Origin of the sequence: Pectobacterium versatile (assembly GCF_020166435.1) — a bacterium.
Classification (GTDB): domain Bacteria; phylum Pseudomonadota; class Gammaproteobacteria; order Enterobacterales; family Enterobacteriaceae; genus Pectobacterium; species Pectobacterium versatile.
On the sequence record NZ_JAINZP010000010.1, the window covers coordinates 114,697 to 132,992 of the forward strand.

An 18,296-nucleotide genomic window follows, 5' to 3' on the forward strand; every position below is an offset into this window, starting at 1 on the left:
TATTGCCTTTACTGATACTTCTTCTATTGATTCAGTGCCGCCATACTCTCCTTGCCGTAGCGTTCACCTGCTGCGGCATCGGGTGGGAAAATAGCATCAATGGCGGCCAGTTCCTCTTTCGTCAGCGTGACATCCAGCGCGGCGACGTTCTCTTCCAGATAGCGGCGGCGTTTGGTGCCCGGAATCGGCACAATATGTTCACCCTGTGCCAATACCCATGCCAGCGCCAGCTGTGATGGCGTCACCTGTTTTTCCTGCGCCAGTTGGTTAATTTTCTCTACCAGTTGCAGGTTTTTGCCGAAATTTTCCCCCGAGAAGCGTGGATTGGTGCGACGGAAATCGTCGGCAGCCAGATCGTCCGGGCTGCGAATCGCACCGGTCAGGAAACCACGGCCGAGTGGGCTGTAAGGCACAAAGCCGATACCCAGACGCTCACAGGTGGGCAGAATCTCGGCTTCCATATCGCGCGTCCACAGTGAGTATTCGCTCTGTAACGCCGTAATGGGGTGCACACGGTGCGCACGTTCTAGCGTGGTGGCGGAGGCTTCACTCAGGCCGATGTAGCGAATCTTGCCTTCCTGAACCAGCTCTGCCAGCGTGCCGACCGTCTCTTCAATGGGAACCGTCGGGTCGATGCGGTGCTGATAGTAAAGATCGATAACGTCCGTCCCGAGTCGCGTCAGGCTGCCTTCCACCGCGCGGCGGATGTAGTCCGGTTTACCGCAGACGCCGCGTGCGTTGGGGTTTGCCGGGTCGCGTACAATGCCGAATTTGGTTGCCAGAAAGACCTGTTCGCGTTTGCCTTTTATGGCTTTGCCGAGCAGCAGCTCATTGGTGTGGGGGCCATACATATCGGCGGTATCCAGCAGCGTAACGCCCAGCTCCAATGCGCGATGCAACGTGGCAATGGATTCTTTTTCGTCCTGCGCGGTGGAGTAGAAATCACTCATTCCCATGCAGCCTAGCCCAATAGCCGAAACCTGCGGGCCGTTCGCACCTAATTTGCGCTGTTGCATTGTCATCTTCCTCATGTCGTTGGCAGTGAAAGCAGTCTGGTTGTTTATCCAGCAAAGATAAATACCGCTTTTTATGCAACACTATTCAAAAATAACCAACAATGGTGGCGGCGATGGATCACATTCAGGCGATGCGGGTTTTTGTGCGTATTGTCGAACTGGGCAGCTTTAGCCGCGCGGCGGAGCGACTGACGCTGCCACGCGCGACGGTAAGCAACACCATCAAACAGCTTGAAGCACGGCTGGGAGTTCGTTTGCTGCAACGTACGACTCGTCAGGTGCAGATCACCGACGAAGGGCGCGTTTACTATGAACGCTGTCTGCAATTGCTCGCGGAAATAGAAGAGATCGATACGCTGTTCACGCAGCAAAAGCAGCAACCCGTTGGTAAAGTGCGGGTGGATATGCCGCACTCGCTGGCGAGGGAAATCGTTGTTCCGGCGCTGGGCGAGTTCTACGCGCGCTATCCGCAGGTGACGCTGATGCTGAGCGCCAATGATGCGGCGATTAATGTGCTGCGTGAAGGCGTCGACTGTGTGTTGCGCGCCTGGCAGACCGACGATGAAACGCTGGCGACCCGCCATTTGCCGTCAATGCCGCAGGTAACCTGTGCATCGGCCGACTATCTGGCACGCTACGGTGTGCCGCGTTCGCTTGAGGAGCTGTCGGGGCATCAGATGGTCGGCTATTTCTCTCTGCGTACCGAATACCGTTATCCGCTGGAATTTATGTCGGGCGATGAGTGCATTACGCGTATGCTGCCCGGTGCGTTGCAGGTTAACGGCACTGATGCCTACATCGCCAGCGCGCGTGCCGGATTGGGGATTATTCAGGCCCCGCGTCGCGGCATGCGCCCGTTTCTGGAAAGTGGGGAACTGGTTGAGATCCTGCCGGAAATGCCGCCGCCCGCGATGCCGCTTTATGTGATGTATGCGCCCGGTCGTTTTCTCGCGCCACGGATTCGTGTGTTCATTGAATGGCTCGATGAGCTCTTTACGCGCAATGCCGCAGCGAGATGATGTTTTTTGCAGCAAACCCCGCATTCCAGAGGAAATAATCATTGACGTGAACGTGAAAACCTCTAGAATTCGGCCCCGTAGTGATATTGCGTAAAGCAGTGTTGCGAAGGTGGCGGAATTGGTAGACGCGCTAGCTTCAGGTGTTAGTGTTCTTACGGACGTGAGGGTTCAAGTCCCTCTCTTCGCACCAACATCACTACAACGGTTCTGGTTTGTCGAACCGAAGCAGTAAATCAGTGTTGCATGACGTAGTTATTGCATGACAGAGTTGCGAAGGTGGCGGAATTGGTAGACGCGCTAGCTTCAGGTGTTAGTGTTCTTACGGACGTGAGGGTTCAAGTCCCTCTCTTCGCACCATGTCGTGATAGATTTATTGTATAAGACAAACAACGTTCTCAGTGCGAAGGTGGCGGAATTGGTAGACGCGCTAGCTTCAGGTGTTAGTGTCCTTACGGACGTGAGGGTTCAAGTCCCTCTCTTCGCACCACAGATTCCCTCTGTATCTTCCTGATTTTTTTCCCTGTTTATTCTCTTTTATCCCGTTTCTGGCTATGCTGCTTTTTCGCGATTATTTACCATTCTGGGTTGTGTACTCTTTCTCGTTTACTGATCTACATCCACATACATTTACAGCGTTGTGAGATTAAACGTGACGGACAGCGCCGCCAAACCGCCAGCCAGCGCAATGCAGGACGGCAGCAGTAAATAGTGACGTAAACGTTGATGAAACAGCATGACAAGCGTCGCCAACAGGGCGATGGCGATAATCACTTTTAGGTGCGTCAGGTTCAGGTTGAGCAGCGCCAGTAGCGGCATGATGGCACAAGGCAGCAACACGCCCCAGGCGCTGGACAGATGCTTCCCCATACACCAGCTCACACCCCATAGCCCGCAGGCTGTGATCATTGCTGTCAGCATTTTTCCACCCGTCAAAAATGATAATGATAACTAATATCATATAAGAATTTATATCAATTACTAGTTTTTGACGAGCGGATTGTTGGAATTTTCTGCCTAATTTTGTTAATCGGGATGCTGACTGCTCAAATGTTGGCGTATCAGGTGAATCATATTCACGATAACCGGCGATCGTTCATGTTTGCGCCAGATAGCCGCAATTTGTGTATGGATTTCGGGCATGCCGATATCATGATAGGTCACATTATCCGCCTTAATACAGGCGAGAGATTCCGGCACAAGCGTGATGCCGAAGCCTGCGGCGACCATCCCGATGGTGGCCGTTAACTGCGGAGCAAATGGGCTGGGTCTGGGGCCATAGCCTGACAGATAGCAAGTGCGGATTATCATGTCATGCAGCCCTGGACACACCTCGCGTGGGAAAATAATCAGCGGTTCCTGACGCAGCTCGCTAAGCGAAACCTGCGTTTTATGGCTCAGCGCATGCCCAGCGGGTAACACTAATTTCATCGGCTCTTCAGCCAAAATCTCCCCGTTAACCTCATCGCTGAGATCGCAGGGTAAACGCAGAAAGGCGATGTCGATATTGCGTTCTTGCAGTGCAGTAATGAGCGCTGCCGGATTTTCCTCCTTTGGTAGCGGCTGAACGTGTGGATGCTGCTGACAATAACGATGCAGTAGCGCAAGCACGGTCGGGTGGAACATGGCCGACGGCGAAAACCCTACGTTCAAGCTACCTTTCTCACCTCGCGCAATGCTCCTTGTCCGCGCGATGGCCGAATCGGTAAGCTGCAAAATCTGACGTGCATCTTCATACAGCGCTTGTCCCGCCTCCGTCATTTCTACGCCGCGCGTCAGTCGCTTGAACAGCGGCGTACCGATCTCCTGCTCGAATTTCTTGATCTGCTGGCTGAGAGGCGGCTGTGACATCCCCAGATTTTCCGCCGCACGCGTGAAATGCTTAGCTTGTGCAACGGCGACAAAATAGCGCAGATAACGTAGCTCCATTTACGTGACTCCATATGTTTCCGATCTCGAAATGACCTTAATTGCATATTGGAATTTTGTTCTCTCACGCGTCAATCTTTATCTAAATATTAGCATTATTTAAGTAATTGATGCGGTGAGAAGGACGGTATGAAAACGAATGTCAGTGAACAATCCTGTGAAGAAGCCTTTGCTAGCTACGCCTATGATTTTCGGCGGCAGCATGCAGACAGCGTTATTTATCAAACCTCATTAATGAGTGGACTAATAAATGGCGTATACGAAGGCAGCCGAACGATGGCTGAATTACTGGAGCATGGTGACTTTGGATTAGGAACATTTAATAGTTTGGACGGGGAACTGGTTGCCTTGAATAGCCAGATTTTCCAGCTGTTATCCGACGGCAGCGCACGGGCGGCGAAGCCGGAGCAGAAAACGCCGTTTGCGGTCATGACGTTCTTTCGCCCAACGGAAACGATCCGTTTTGATCGCTGGACTTCGCGTGAAGACGTGCATCGCCAGATCGATGAGATCGTAGGAACGGACAATCTGTTCTGCGCGCTGCGGATTGACGGGAATTTTCGCTGTGTTGAAACCCGTACCGTCCCCCGACAGTGCCGGCCTTATAAACCGATGCAGGAAGCGGTTGAAGGGCAACCAACATTTCATTTTGAACACCGTAGCGGCAGCGTTATTGGTTTTCGTAGTCCAGCTTACACTCAGGGAATTAATGTCGCGGGTTACCACGAACATTTCATTACTGACGATCGCCAGGGCGGCGGTCATATTCTGAATTATGACGTCGAGCACGGCACGCTGACGTTTGGTGTGATTGCCAAACTGATCATCGATCTGCCTCAGGATCGGGAGTTTCTCAATGCCGACCTGTCCTCAGAAAACCTCAACAGCGTAATCCAGTCAGTAGAGAGCTAGTCATTTCATCGGAGTCATGTCATGGAAAAGTCCACCGAACAGCAAAGCTGGAGCAGCGGAGCCGAGCTGATTGTAAAACACCTGGAAGCGCAGGGCGTGAAGCATATTTTTGGTATTCCCGGCGCAAAAATTGATCGTGTGTTTGATGAGCTGGAAGACTCGACGATCCAAACGATCCCTGTTCGGCATGAGGCGAACGGCGCGTTTATGGCGGCGGCGATAGGGCGTCTCACGGGGAAAGCAGGAGTGACGCTGGTGACATCTGGCCCCGGCTGTTCCAACCTCGTCACCGGATTGGCAACGGCAACCGCAGAGGGTGATGCGGTAGTGGCGCTAGGCGGGGCGGTTAAGCGGGCAGATAAGCTTAAGCTGACGCACCAGAGTCTGGACACCGTCAGCCTGTTTCAGCCAGTTAGTAAATTCAGTGCGGAAATCACGGCTTCTTCCGCCATATCGGAAGTGCTGGCCAATGCTTTCCGAGCGGCAGAGAGCGGGCGTCCGGGCGCGGCGTTTGTCAGCCTGCCGCAGGATATCGTCAATGAGCCGGTGATTAGCCCGGTGCTGGCTTGTCCGCATTTACCGCTGCTAAACGGCGCGCCGCATAGCGACATTGCCGAAGCGGCCAAACGGCTGCGGCAGGCTAAAAACCCGGTGCTTTTGCTCGGGTTAATGGCCAGTCAGCAGGAGAATGCGCAGGCACTGCGTCGTTTCCTTCACCATAGCAAACTGCCCGTGACCAGCACGTATCAGGCTGCTGGCGTGATCGATCAGCAGCAGTTCGATCACTTTGCCGGACGTGTCGGATTATTCAACAATCAGGCTGGCGATAAGCTGCTGCAACAGGCGGATGTGATCGTTACCGTGGGCTACAGCCCGATTGAGTACGATCCGGTGTTATGGAACAGCGGCAAGGCGACGCTGATCCACATTGATGTGCTGCGAGCGGAGATCGACAGCGCTTATCGTCCCGATATCGAACTGCTTGGGAATATCGCAATGACGGTGGACACGCTGAATGCGTGCATCAGCGAACCATTTATCTTGTCTGCTGATACACAGTCCGTGTTGCGGGATCGTCAGCGCCAGCGCCACGATCTCAGTACGCGCGCTATCAACATGGCAGGATTTGCGATCCACCCTTTGCGTCTGGTGCGGGCGATGCAGGATATCGTGAATGAGGATGTCACGCTGTGTGTGGATATGGGGAGTTTCCATATCTGGCTGGCGCGTTACCTGTATAGCTTCCGGGCGCGACAGATCCTGATGACCAATGGCCAGCAGACGATGGGCGTGGCGCTACCGTGGGCAATCGCCGCATCGCTGGTGCAGCCCGGAAAAAAAGTGGTGTCTGTTTCCGGCGACGGCGGGTTTATGCAGTCCAGTATGGAGCTGGAAACGGCGGTGCGCCTGAAAAGCAATCTTCTGCATATCATCTGGGTGGATAACGGCTACAACATGGTGGAAATCCAGCAGCGGCACAAATACCATCGTCCGGCGGGCGTGTCGTTTGGGCCGATTGACTTCAAAGCGTATGCGGAAGCATTCGGCGCGAAAGGGTTTGCCGTTGAATCTGCGGATGAACTGGTCAGCAAACTCCGTCAGGCAATGGACGTCGACGGCCCTGCGGTGATTGCCATCCCCGTTGATTATTCCGATAACCACTGGCTGATGGAGAATCTGAATATTAGCGTGCTGATCTGATATGCCAGATGATTACCCGCCCGTACGGTATCGGGCGGGAGTGTGTCGCGTTTCCCTGAATAATACGGTGTGTGTCTGCATGATTTTCTTTAGAATCATCTGCGTCGCTATACGGTAATGGGAAGGGAAACGAGCATGCTAATGAAATCAGCCCGGCGCATTGTCAGACGTGGGCTCATTGTGATTGGGGTGATCGCGATGACGCTGCTGGCTATTCGTGTTTATGATACGCAAAGCGGGCCGCCGCTTGCACCCTGGCATACCTATGTGCCGGATGAACTGTCGGCAGCGGAGCTCGATAAAAGCGACTGGACTGCGTATGTAAAGCAGGAAGCGCTCATCTTTCAGCAGGTTAATCAGCACGTCACGCAGGAACTGGATGAGGATGAACAGCGTCCGGTTAACCGCTATTTTTCGGGTAGCCCGGTTTATCCTGGGAAATTTCAGCATGACTGGAATCGTTCCTATGAACTGTCGCCGGAAGGAGAACTGAAAGGCGCAGTCGTGATGTTGCACGGCCTGACCGACTCACCCTACAGCTTGCGACATGTTGCGGAGCGTTATCGTCAGCGTGGTTTTTTCGTGGTCGGGATTCGTTTACCTGCCCACGGGACGGTGCCGGGTGCGCTGACTGATGTCGAATGGGAAGATTGGCTAGCGGCGATGAGGCTTGCTGTTCGTGAGGCGACGTCATACCTGACGGTGCGACAGGGCCAAAGGCTGCCGCTGCATATCGTCGGATTTTCCAACGGTGGTGCGCTGGCGCTGAAGTACGCACTGGATTCCTTAGATAATCCTGCGCTGGTGCGTCCTGACCAGCTCATCCTCATTTCCCCAATGATCGGTATTACCAGCTATGCGCGCTTTGCGGGGCTGGCTGGGTTACCCGCTATCTTCCCTGCCTTTGCCAAATCTGCCTGGCTGGGCATTTTGCCGGAATTTAATCCCTTCAAATACAATTCATTTCCGGTAAATGGTGCGCGCCAATCCTGGCTGTTGACGCATGAACTTCAGAGTCAGCTAAGCCGTAAAGCGCAGACGAATACGTTGGTCAATCTGCCGCCAGTGCTGACGTTCCAGTCGGTGATGGATTTCACCGTCAGTACGCGTGCCGTTATTACGGCGTTCTATAATTTGTTGCCTGCTAACGGCAGTCAGCTGGTGCTCTTTGATGTAAACCGTACCGTTAATTTTGGCCCGCTTCTGCGTGAGTCGACGAATGGTGCCGTCAGTCAACTGCTACCTGTCGCCCCACGTCATTACGATACAACGGTGATATCCAACGCCGCGCCGAACAGTTCGCGTGCCGTAGCGTTTGACGTCGCAGCGGGGACGATGCAAGAACAGACGCGTGAGCTGGGAATGGATTATCCATCGGACGTGTATTCACTATCGCATGTCGCGCTGCCGTTTCCAGATTCAGATTCGCTGTATGGTCGTTTCTCACAGAATCCTACCGAGTTTGGCTTGCCGCTGGGGAAAATTACCCCAAGAGGAGAACGTGCCGCGCTGGTGGTCGATCTGGATACACTGCTGCGACTGTCGTCGAATCCGTTTTATCCCTACTTGATCCAACGTATTGAAGAGAAGATCCCGCGATAGCGAACGGCCACCCGCAGGGTATCGCGGGTGGCGTTGAGATATTCTCAATAAATAGATCGATACAGCGCTTTAATTTCATCAATGTTCGTATCGCGCGGGTTACCGCCGGTGCAGACATCGTCAAAGGCGGCCTGCGCCAGCGCGGGAATGTCCTCTTCTCTCACGCCGACATCGCGCAGTCTTGGTGGAATATCCACATCGTGAGACAGCTGACGAACCGCGTGAATCGCGGCTTCCCGCGCCTGAGCAATCGGCATTTCTGCCGCGCCTTTTACCCCCATTGCCACGGCGATATCCCGGAATTTTTCACCCGTGTAATCGGCGTTGTAGGCCATGATATGCGGCAGCAGGATCGCGTTAGCGACGCCGTGTGGCGTGTTGTAAAACGCGCCAAGCGGGTGCGCCATACCGTGTACCAGCCCCAGTCCGACGTTCGAGAATCCCATGCCGGCGATGTATTGTCCCAGCGCCATCTCTTCCACGCCTTTCGGCTTCCCAGCGACGGAATCGCGCAGTGAACGGCTGATTATTTCAATGGCCTTCAGGTGCAGCGTATCGGTCAGTTCCCAAGCGGCCTTGGTGGTGAAGCCTTCAATGGCGTGCGTTAGGGCGTCAATCCCCGTGGCGGCTTTCAGTGAGGCAGGCATGCTCATCATCATATCGGGATCGACGATGGCGACAATCGGGATGTCATGTGGATCGACGCACACAAATTTGCGGCGCTTTTCTTCATCAGTGATGACGTAGTTGATGGTGACTTCTGCGGCCGTGCCGGAGGTGGTCGGGATCGCGATAATCGGGACGGCAGGGCGTCGGGTGGCCGCAACGCCTTCCAAGCTACGGACATCGGCGAATTCAGGGTTATTAATAATAATTCCGATAGCCTTACAGGTATCCTGCGGTGAGCCGCCGCCAATCGCGATCAGGTAATCGGCCTGTGATGCCTTGAAGCGCTCGACGCCCTTTTCCACCACGGCGATGGTGGGGTTGGGAATGACTTCATCGACAATGTGCGCAATCGCGCCCGTGCCAAAGTAGGACGTTTCGTTAAGAATCATTCTATTAGCCATCATCTATCTCCTAATCATGTTTGATTTTGATAAAGCGAAAAATACATGCTGCGCAATTCCTTGCGAGTAGTGTGGGAAAAATGGGCTATCAGCGCCTTCCGTCAGGTGCCATGTCACCTTGTTCGCTGGCACTGAGGTAAAGACGCCCGAGAAGCGGTTCACAAAATCGTGATGGCGGCAGCATAAGAGAGGGAGTAAGGCTGGAAGTCGCTGTTGGTTTTTGATTGAAAAAATCTAATTTAAGCTTGTTTTTATCATTATATTATCTAATCCGAATGGCGTTTTCAGTTGGGTGTCATTGCCTATGTTATCCAGTTTTAATGTCATTAATTTGTGGTTTACGCTGATTTAAATAATTTACGTGCTTAATTTCGTCAATTAATAAGCATATTACGCTGCTTTGTTTTTTGTGGGCGGCTCGACTTTCTTTGTCTTCTATATAATTTATCTTATGTCTGAGAGAGTGGTTTAACCTGCGCGTCGGTGGTAAGTTCAGTCATAAGATATCGTTTGCGTAGTGTGTTTTATCGCCTGAACGCCATGCGCTGAAGAGGGATGAAGAATGGCAAAGCAGACCCCGTTGTATCAACAACATCTGGCCGATGGCGCCAAAATGGTGGATTTTCATGGTTGGATGATGCCACTGCACTACGGCTCCCAACTGGACGAACACCATATTGTGCGTCGGGAAGCCGGCATTTTTGATGTCTCCCACATGACCATCGTCGATTTACACGGCGTGAGAACGCGTGAATTCCTGCGTTATCTGTTGGCGAATGATGTCGCCAAACTCACACAGCCGGGCAAAGCCCTGTATACCGGCATGCTGAATGCCTCCGGCGGCGTCATTGACGATCTGATCGTTTATTTTCTCACGGAAGACAATTTCCGACTGGTTGTGAACTCCGCGACCCGTGAAAAAGATCTCGCCTGGATCGGGCAGCACGCTGCGCCGTTCGGGGTTGAAATCCGCGAGCGCGACGATCTGGCGCTGGTTGCGGTGCAAGGTCCGCAGGCGCAGGAAAAAGTTCAAGAAATCCTGAAGGCAAAAGGCCTGAGTGATACCGACGTGGCAGCGGTTGCCAGCATGAAGCCGTTTTTTGGCAAGCAGGCGGGCGACTTCTTCGTTGCCACGACGGGTTATACGGGTGAAGCGGGTTATGAAATCGCGCTGCCGAATGAGCAGGTGGTCGATTTCTGGCAACAACTGCTGGCGGTTGGTGTGAAGCCATGTGGGCTGGGTGCACGCGATACGCTGCGGCTGGAAGCGGGGATGAACCTGTACGGTCAGGATATGGATGAGGGCATTTCGCCACTGGCGGCCAATATGGGCTGGACAATCGCCTGGCAGCCGGAGGATCGCGAGTTTATCGGGCGTGAGGCATTAACGCATCAGCGTGAAAAAGGGACCGATCAACTGGTTGGTTTAGTGCTGACGGAAAAAGGCGTATTGCGCAATGATTTACCTGTGCGCTTTACTGATAGTGATGGCGTGGTGCGCGAAGGGGTGATCACTAGTGGATCGTTCTCGCCGACGCTTGGTGTGAGCATCGCGCTGGCGCGTGTTCCGGTGGGGATTGGTGAACAAGCGATAGTGCAGATTCGTAACCGCGAACTGCCTGTCCACGTGACCAAACCCGGTTTTGTCCGTGCTGGAAAAACCATCGTTCAGTATTAATAGCCGCTTGCTTATAAAGATAAGCGCATAGGATTAACGACTTTAGGAAAGGGGATGCAATGAGCAACGTACCAACAGAATTAAAATACACCACGTCGCACGAATGGGTGCTGCATGAGGGCGACGGTATCTACAGCGTGGGTATTACCGAACACGCGCAGGAACTTCTGGGTGACATGGTCTTTATCGATTTGCCGGAAGTGGGCACGGTCGTCGCCGCAGGTGATGACTGCGCGGTGGCGGAGTCGGTAAAAGCGGCGTCGGATATTTATGCGCCCATCAGCGGTGAGATCGTGGAAGTTAACGACGATCTGGAAGGTTCCCCTGAGCTGGTCAACAGCGCACCTTATGCTGATGGTTGGCTGTTCCGCATCAGAATTTCTGATGAATCTGATTTGGACGAACTGCTTGATGCCGAAGGCTATCAGGCGTTGATAGAAGACGACGACGAATAGTTATCGCGCCCCCGATTTTGTCAAATCTGGGGCGTTTTATTTTGTTCGCCCGCGTCGTATTTCAGCGCGGCAGCCAGCACGATTAATGCAGGCACGATTGATCAAGGAAAGTACTGTAATGACCCAGACACTCAGTCAACTCGAACATGACGGCGCGTTTATCGAGCGCCATATCGGCCCTTCCGTCAGCCAACAGCAGCACATGCTGTCGGTGGTGGGGGCTACGTCGCTGGATGCGTTGATCCGCCAGATTGTCCCAGTGGACATTCAATTGCCTAGCCCGCCAGCGGTGGGAGAGGCGGTGACGGAACATGAAGCGTTAGCTGAGCTGAAGGCCATTGCAGGACGCAATCAACGCTATAAAAGCTACATCGGCATGGGCTATAGCGCGGTGCTGATGCCGCCAGTGATTTTACGCAACCTGCTGGAAAACCCAGGTTGGTACACCGCCTATACGCCGTATCAGCCGGAAGTCTCTCAGGGGCGTCTTGAGGCGCTGCTGAATTTCCAGCAGGTCACACAGGATTTAACCGGTTTGGATTTGGCCTCTGCATCGTTGCTGGATGAAGCAACCGCTGCGGCGGAAGCAATGGCGATGGCGAAGCGCATTAGCAAACTCAAACAGGCCGAACGTTTCTTTGTCGCTGACGACGTGCACCCGCAAACGCTGGATGTGGTGCGTACTCGTGCGGAAACTTTCGGTTTTGAAATTGTTGTCGGTAAGGCGGAAGAAGCGCTGAAAGATGATGCGGTGTTTGGCGTGTTGCTGCAACAGGCAGGGACGACGGGTGAACTGCACGATTACAGCGACCTGATGGCGGCACTGAAAGCACGTAAGGTCGTCACCTGTGTGGCATCGGATATCATGGCGCTGGTACTGCTGACCGCGCCGGGCAAGCAGGGCGCGGATATCGTCTTCGGCTCTGCACAGCGCTTTGGCGTGCCGATGGGCTACGGTGGGCCACACGCGGCATTCTTCGCCTGTCGTGATGAACATAAACGTGCCATGCCGGGACGTATTATCGGCGTGTCGCGCGATGCGGCAGGCAACACCGCGCTGCGCATGGCGATGCAGACGCGTGAACAGCACATTCGCCGTGAGAAGGCGAACTCCAATATTTGTACCTCGCAGGTGTTGCTGGCCAACATTGCGGGGATGTATGCGGTATTCCACGGGCCGGAAGGGCTCAAACGTATCGCTGGGCGCATCCATCGTCTGACCGATATTCTGGCGGCAGGATTAACGCAGGGCGGGCTGCTGCTGCGTCATCGCAGTTGGTTCGATACGTTGACCATTGAAGTCGCGGACAAAGACGCGGTACTGAGCCGGGCATTGAGTTTTGGTATCAACCTGCGCAGCGATTTGGCGAGTGCCGTAGGTATTACGCTGGATGAAGCAACCACGCGTGAAGACGTGCTGGCGCTGTTCGCGGTTCTGCTAGGTGACGATCACGGGTTGGATATCGACGCGCTTGATGCGGCCATCGGCCAGAAAGCGGCAACGATCCCGGCTGGGCTGGTGCGCCACGACGCGATCCTGTCGCATCCGGTGTTCAACCGCTATCACAGCGAAACCGAGATGATGCGCTACCTGCACCGTTTGGCACGTAAAGATCTTGCGTTGAATCAGGCGATGATTCCGCTCGGTTCCTGCACCATGAAACTCAACGCGGCGGCGGAAATGCTGCCGATTACCTGGCCGGAATTTGCCGAACTGCATCCATTCTGCCCGCCGGAACAGGCGCTGGGCTATCGTCAGATGATCGAACAGCTCTCAGGCTGGCTGGTGCAACTGACGGGCTATGACGCGATTTGCATGCAGCCCAATTCGGGCGCGCAGGGTGAATACGCGGGGCTGCTGGCGATCCGTCGCTATCATGAAAGCCGCAATGAAGCTGGCCGTAATCTCTGTCTGATTCCTAGCTCCGCCCACGGTACTAACCCAGCATCAGCGCAGATGGCGGGGATGGACGTGGTGGTGGTCGCCTGTGACAAACAGGGCAATATCGATCTGCACGATCTGCGTGAGAAAGCGCAGGCGGCGGGCGAACAGCTTTCCTGCATTATGGTGACCTATCCGTCCACCCACGGCGTCTATGAAGAGACGATCCGCGAAGTGTGCCAGATCGTGCATCAATACGGCGGTCAGGTGTATCTGGATGGCGCGAACATGAACGCGCAGGTTGGCATCACCACGCCGGGCTACATCGGTGCAGATGTCTCGCATCTGAACCTGCATAAAACCTTCTGTATTCCGCACGGTGGTGGCGGGCCGGGCATGGGGCCGATTGGCGTGAAAGCGCATTTGGCACCGTTTGTGCCGGGTCATCAGGTGGTAAAAATCGAGGGTGTACTGACGGAGCAGGGCGCAGTCTCTGCGGCACCGTTCGGCAGTGCTTCTATTCTGCCGATTAGCTGGATGTACATTCGTATGATGGGGGCAGAAGGGCTGAAACAGGCTAGCCAGATGGCGATCCTGAACGCCAACTACATCGCGACGCGCTTGCAGCAGGCCTATCCGGTGCTTTACACCGGCCGTGACGGTCGCGTGGCGCACGAGTGCATTCTGGATATTCGTCCGCTTAAAGAGAGCACCGGCATTAGCGAAATGGATATCGCCAAACGCCTGATCGACTACGGTTTCCATGCGCCGACCATGTCGTTCCCGGTCGCGGGCACGCTGATGGTGGAGCCAACGGAATCGGAGAGCCAGGTCGAGATCGATCGCTTTATTGATGCGATGCTGGCGATCCGTACCGAAATCAACCGCGTCGCGCAGGGCGAATGGCCGCTGGACGACAACCCGTTGGTTAACGCACCGCACACGCAGGCGGAGCTGGTGGCAGATTGGGCGCATCCGTACAGCCGCGAGCTGGCGGTATTCCCGGTAGGCAGCGAACATAAATACTGGCCGAGCGTGAAGCGTCTGGACGACGTGTATGGCGACCGTAACCTGTTCTGCTCGTGTGTGCCGATGAGCGACTATGCGTAGTTAATCGCGATGGCCGTTGAATCAGCGGCTTGGTTGTTCAATATTTTTTCCAGCCTCCTCTACTCAGGGGAGGCTTAATTGACTGATTTTATTCTTCCTTTTCATTACTTGCCTCTAATAACCTGCTGCGCTGAGGCTCATCGAATTTAGTCATCACCAGCCAATGTTTTACCGTGTGTTCTCATCCAGTCTGCCAGTGAATCCAGCGTTGGCTGGAGTGATTTACCCAGTGGGGTGATTTGGTACTCCACGCGCGGTGGCACTTCGGCATACACCTTACGCTTCACCAGTTTTCGCTGTTCGAACAGGCGCAGCTGTCGTGTCAGTTCCTTCTGAGTGATGGGGGCGATAGCGCGTTGTAATGCGCTGAAACGTACGGGGTCGCCGATCACGATCAGGCGGTACAGTATGGGAATCGCCCATTTGCCCGCGATGAGGTTGACGAAATTCACCATTGGGCACGGTTCTGCAATGTCAGATGGTGGGGAAAGGGACGTATTTGCTACTGGGCCGTGAACAGACATAAGGTTCCAATACCCTCTTTAGTACCCAATTGGTGCCTACTTACAAAAGTATACTATTGATGAAATACTGCCGTTTTTCAAGCAACACGACAGGACACATCATGATGAAACGGCTGCAAGATAAGTTTGCTTTGATCACCGGGGGCACCAGCGGTATTGGGATAGAAACCGCACGTCAGTTTCTGGCCGAAGGGGCGACGGTCGCCATCACTGGACGCGATGAGAAAGCGCTGGCACGTGCGCAGGCTGAGTTAGGCCATTCCACGCTGGCGATCCGTTGCGATGCTGGAGATATCCGTGCCCAGCACGATCTGGTCCAGACGCTGACACAGCAATGGCCGCGTCTGGACGTGTTGTATGCCAATGCAGGCGATGTCACTCATCGTTCGTTAGAAAACTGGGATGAGGCGGCCTGGGATCGGCTTATGGCGACTAACCTTAAAGGGCCATTCTTTCTGGTTCAGGCACTACTGCCGCTGCTGAGCAACCCGGCATCGGTGATTCTGTGTGGATCGACCAGCGCCCATATCGGCCTACCGCAAAGCAGTGCCTACGCCGCGAGTAAAGCAGGATTACTCTCGCTGGCGCGCACGCTGTCGGCTGAGTTGGTGGCGCGTGGTATTCGGGTGAACGGCTTGAGCCCGGGCCCGACTGAAACTCCTGCGCTTGATAAGCTAGGCCTCTCTCCCGAACAGCAGTCCGCCATGCAGGAACAAATTCGACAACTGGTGCCGATTGGCCGTATGGGAACCCCTTGGGAATTGGCGAAAGCGGCGGTTTTTCTTGCCTCTGACGAGTCCCGCTTTGTGGTTGGAACGGAATTGCTGGTCGACGGTGGTGTCGCCAATCTGTAGCATGAATCTTTTGCTTTCCTTCACCTACTCCGCGCGGCATCAGAATGTGCAACTGATAGGGGACCTACACGATCCCGATCCTCTATTACAGCGAAGACATACTAAAGAAGGCCAGTCGTTGGCTGGTAACATTCGTTCCCGACGAATTTATCCTTCTCTTGCCGCATTACAAGGCTTATCAATAAGCCTCGCCCTAGCGGGTCAACGCTAACGTTTTGTCCTGAAACTCGAATTATCTAGGGTAGATGTGTGTGGTTACGTATCGGCGTTACATTATTGCTGTACAACTAAAATGCTAGCTGCCAGAGGTGTCTGGTATCGTGGAAAGCGCGATCAGAATGGCGGTTTCCGGCGTTAGGACGGGTAGGGCAAGGCCGGCCTGCATCAGCCAATCACCAGAAACCACTATCGGTTGACGTAACCAAGGCGGGAGCTCACGCATGGTGCCGCCGCCTTCTCGCACCGTTTTGATTTCTGGGCCGTCCAGCAGTGTGACTTCATAGCGTGCGTCGGGCAGCAGACTGGGGAAGCGGAGCGTACCCGCCAGCGAATAAGCCGGCATACGCAACTGGGCTACCAGGAAAACGGCGTGCTGCCGATCGTGGCTGACTACGCCAGTGACCTGCACCGTATCGTCCGGCATCTCGACCCGCCAGGTGGTGCCGCTGTGCAGCAGCGGGCGCAGCGTTTTGTGCAACTGGATGTAGTGGCGATAGCCTTCCAGCTCATCGTCATCGGTCTTCACAGGATCCAGTTCGATACCCATGTGACCGAACAGGGCGGTCAGGCCGCGAAAGGCGATGGTGTGACGCCGATAGGTGGCGTGACAGCGGGCGTGCCCGATGTGTTGCCCCATCACCTCTGGTGGGAAGAAGTAGCTCATGCCGCGCTGGATACTCTGGCGTTCCAATGCATCGTTGTTATCCGACACCCAGAAGCGCTGGGTACGCTCCAGCACGCCGTAGTCGATGCGGCCGCCGCCGGAGGCGCAGGATTCAAATTCGACATGGGGAAAACGCTGGCGCAGGGTATCGAGCAGACGATAGAACTGTCGGGTTTGCGCATCGGCGACCAGACGCCCTTCATGGCCGGGCTGCACCAGCTCGCGGTTCATATCCCACTTCACATAATCGATAGGGTGCTCACCCAACAGCCAGCTCAGCCGTTCCAGTAGATAAGCGAATGCCTCGGGTTGGTTTAAGTTCAGCACGTACTGGTAGCGACCCGTTGGCTGCGCGTAGCCGGGCAATTGCAGCACCCAGTCTGGATGGGCGCGGAACAGGTCGGAATTGGGATTGATCATCTCTGGTTCGACCCAAATGCCGAACTCCATCCCCAAGGCTTTGACATGCTCAATCACTGGCATCAGCCCGTTAGGGTATTTTTCCTCGTCCAGATACCAGTCGCCGAGTGCGGCTTGGTCGTGGTGACGCCCACGGAACCAGCCGTCATCGATAATGAAGCGCTCTACACCGACGTCGGCGGCTTTGCTCGCCATCTGCATGATGTACTGTGGATCGTGATCGAAATAGATCCCTTCCCACGTATTGAGGTGTACCGGACGTGGCTTATCGCCGGAGAATTGGATCAGGGACTGGCGCAAGAAGGTGTGATAGCGCTGGCTCATGCCGTTTAAACCGGCATCGGAGAAGACGGCGTAGACCCACGGCGTGGTGAGAGATTCCGACTGTGCCAGCGTGATTTCGCCCGGCAGATACAGGGCTTCCGCCTGTACGACGCGACGGCCATCCGTTTTGATATCGGCACGCAGGCGATGGTTGCCGCTCCAGCCTAAATGCACGCCCCAGACAGCGCCACGCTGTTCGCTGAATGCGGACTCGCCGAGGATAAAGCTGGGGAAATACTCGTGGGAACTTCTTCCCCGACGGCTTTCCTGAATAAAACCGCCGTGCTGCAACGTGAGGCGGTGAGTCTGAAACTCGCGCAGCCAGCGGCCGTGAAACGCCATGACGTCGCTCGCCTGTTCTGGGATGGGCAGCGTGACGGCGAGGCGCTGTACTTGCCAGGCATCCGCACGCAGATTCTCTAGCGTATGGCGCAGTTGTAGGACATCGGTCTGCGGATCTAGGCGCAGTTCGCTGATCAGGCGAAGCCCTGCCTGTGCATCTTCCGCCGTGATGGTGAGCGTATTGTTCTGAACATCAGTCTGCGTCGTCGTGAAGATCGGCGCGGCGTCATAGCCTGAACGGTGCCCCTCAATACCCGGTGAACCAAACTGGCCGCGCCCGTATTCCATCGCTAGGGTTAGAGGAAGATCCACGTCCAGACGACCATTAGCGACGGGCCGTTGCAGAGAAATGATATCTTCTGGCGAAAAACCGCGCAGTCGTTGCCCCCAGTAGAGAATTTCCGCTGCTGGGGCACAGCGTACGATAACATCGCACTGCGCGCTGGTTAATTGAACAAGATCACACACCATGAGGAAGGCTCCCAATTACGATCTGAGTAATGTCTCTTAGTGAAAGCTTAAACGTTTAAGTCATCAACTTAAACGTTTAAGAAGTGTGATATTGTTAAAATAATCGT

14 protein-coding genes and 3 tRNA genes are annotated in these 18,296 nt (G+C 54.7%); 11 read left to right on the forward strand and 6 right to left on the reverse strand.

The window, feature by feature from the left end:
- Positions 1-23: 23 nt before the first annotated feature.
- On the reverse strand, positions 24-1,016 hold the full coding sequence (locus tag K7X24_RS13470) for an aldo/keto reductase (RefSeq protein ID WP_119881206.1): 993 nt from the start codon (positions 1,014-1,016) through the stop codon (positions 24-26).
- A gap of 113 nt (positions 1,017-1,129) precedes the next feature.
- On the opposite strand from K7X24_RS13470, the gene K7X24_RS13475 reads away from it, so the two are divergent.
- From K7X24_RS13475 to K7X24_RS13490, 4 genes are all read left to right on the forward strand, one after another.
- Positions 1,130-2,035, forward strand: coding sequence for a LysR family transcriptional regulator (locus K7X24_RS13475; RefSeq protein ID WP_224555319.1), 906 nt, complete (start codon positions 1,130-1,132; stop codon positions 2,033-2,035).
- Between the two features lie 103 nt (positions 2,036-2,138).
- Positions 2,139-2,225 (forward strand) — tRNA-Leu (locus K7X24_RS13480).
- Between the two features lie 80 nt (positions 2,226-2,305).
- A tRNA-Leu gene (locus K7X24_RS13485) sits at positions 2,306-2,392 on the forward strand.
- Positions 2,393-2,435: 43 nt separating this feature from the next.
- Positions 2,436-2,522, forward strand: a tRNA-Leu gene (locus K7X24_RS13490).
- A 140-nt stretch (positions 2,523-2,662) separates the two neighbouring features.
- On the opposite strand, the gene K7X24_RS13495 is transcribed toward K7X24_RS13490, so the two are convergent.
- The gene (locus K7X24_RS13495; protein WP_029369019.1) at positions 2,663-2,953 is read right to left on the reverse strand and encodes a DUF1435 domain-containing protein; all 291 of its coding nucleotides are present in this window, start codon (positions 2,951-2,953) and stop codon (positions 2,663-2,665) included.
- A gap of 105 nt (positions 2,954-3,058) precedes the next feature.
- Positions 3,059-3,961: a LysR family transcriptional regulator gene (locus tag K7X24_RS13500; protein ID WP_180781252.1), complete on the reverse strand. Its 903-nt coding sequence runs from the start codon at positions 3,959-3,961 to the stop codon at positions 3,059-3,061.
- A 129-nt stretch (positions 3,962-4,090) separates the two neighbouring features.
- Between K7X24_RS13500 and budA the strand changes: the two genes are divergently transcribed.
- The 3 genes from budA to K7X24_RS13515 all read left to right on the forward strand — a co-directional run bounded on the left by budA (position 4,091) and on the right by K7X24_RS13515 (position 8,176).
- On the forward strand, positions 4,091-4,873 hold the full coding sequence (gene budA / locus K7X24_RS13505) for an acetolactate decarboxylase (RefSeq protein WP_180781251.1): 783 nt from the start codon (positions 4,091-4,093) through the stop codon (positions 4,871-4,873).
- A gap of 21 nt (positions 4,874-4,894) precedes the next feature.
- A complete protein-coding gene (gene alsS, locus K7X24_RS13510) occupies positions 4,895-6,574 on the forward strand; it encodes an acetolactate synthase AlsS (RefSeq protein WP_039543357.1) in 1,680 nt (559 codons plus the stop codon).
- Positions 6,575-6,709: 135 nt separating this feature from the next.
- A complete protein-coding gene (locus tag K7X24_RS13515) occupies positions 6,710-8,176 on the forward strand; it encodes an alpha/beta hydrolase (RefSeq protein ID WP_224555320.1) in 1,467 nt (488 codons plus the stop codon).
- A gap of 44 nt (positions 8,177-8,220) precedes the next feature.
- Here K7X24_RS13515 and fucO read toward each other — a convergent pair whose 3' ends face one another.
- Entirely contained in the window at positions 8,221-9,246 is a 1,026-nt protein-coding gene (gene fucO / locus K7X24_RS13520; RefSeq protein ID WP_224555322.1) for a lactaldehyde reductase, read from the reverse strand.
- Positions 9,247-9,808: 562 nt separating this feature from the next.
- On the opposite strand from fucO, the gene gcvT reads away from it, so the two are divergent.
- From gcvT to gcvP, 3 genes are all read left to right on the forward strand, one after another.
- Positions 9,809-10,924, forward strand: a complete 1,116-nt coding sequence (gene gcvT, locus K7X24_RS13525; protein ID WP_039470774.1) for a glycine cleavage system aminomethyltransferase GcvT — start codon at positions 9,809-9,811, stop codon at positions 10,922-10,924.
- Between the two features lie 59 nt (positions 10,925-10,983).
- Positions 10,984-11,379, forward strand: a complete 396-nt coding sequence (gcvH, locus tag K7X24_RS13530) for a glycine cleavage system protein GcvH (protein ID WP_138254834.1) — start codon at positions 10,984-10,986, stop codon at positions 11,377-11,379.
- A gap of 118 nt (positions 11,380-11,497) precedes the next feature.
- Complete coding sequence (gcvP, locus tag K7X24_RS13535; RefSeq protein WP_224555324.1) at positions 11,498-14,371, forward strand: aminomethyl-transferring glycine dehydrogenase; 2,874 nt, start codon at positions 11,498-11,500, stop codon at positions 14,369-14,371.
- A 146-nt stretch (positions 14,372-14,517) separates the two neighbouring features.
- Here gcvP and K7X24_RS13540 read toward each other — a convergent pair whose 3' ends face one another.
- Positions 14,518-14,895: a winged helix-turn-helix transcriptional regulator gene (locus K7X24_RS13540; RefSeq protein WP_224555325.1), complete on the reverse strand. Its 378-nt coding sequence runs from the start codon at positions 14,893-14,895 to the stop codon at positions 14,518-14,520.
- Between the two features lie 104 nt (positions 14,896-14,999).
- On the opposite strand from K7X24_RS13540, the gene K7X24_RS13545 reads away from it, so the two are divergent.
- Entirely contained in the window at positions 15,000-15,749 is a 750-nt protein-coding gene (locus K7X24_RS13545; RefSeq protein WP_224555348.1) for an SDR family oxidoreductase, read from the forward strand.
- Positions 15,750-16,044: 295 nt separating this feature from the next.
- Here K7X24_RS13545 and K7X24_RS13550 read toward each other — a convergent pair whose 3' ends face one another.
- Positions 16,045-18,189 carry an alpha-galactosidase gene (locus K7X24_RS13550; RefSeq protein WP_224555326.1) on the reverse strand — a complete coding sequence of 715 codons (2,145 nt, stop codon included), beginning with the start codon at positions 18,187-18,189 and terminating at the stop codon, positions 16,045-16,047.
- Between the last annotated feature and the right edge of the window lie 107 nt (positions 18,190-18,296).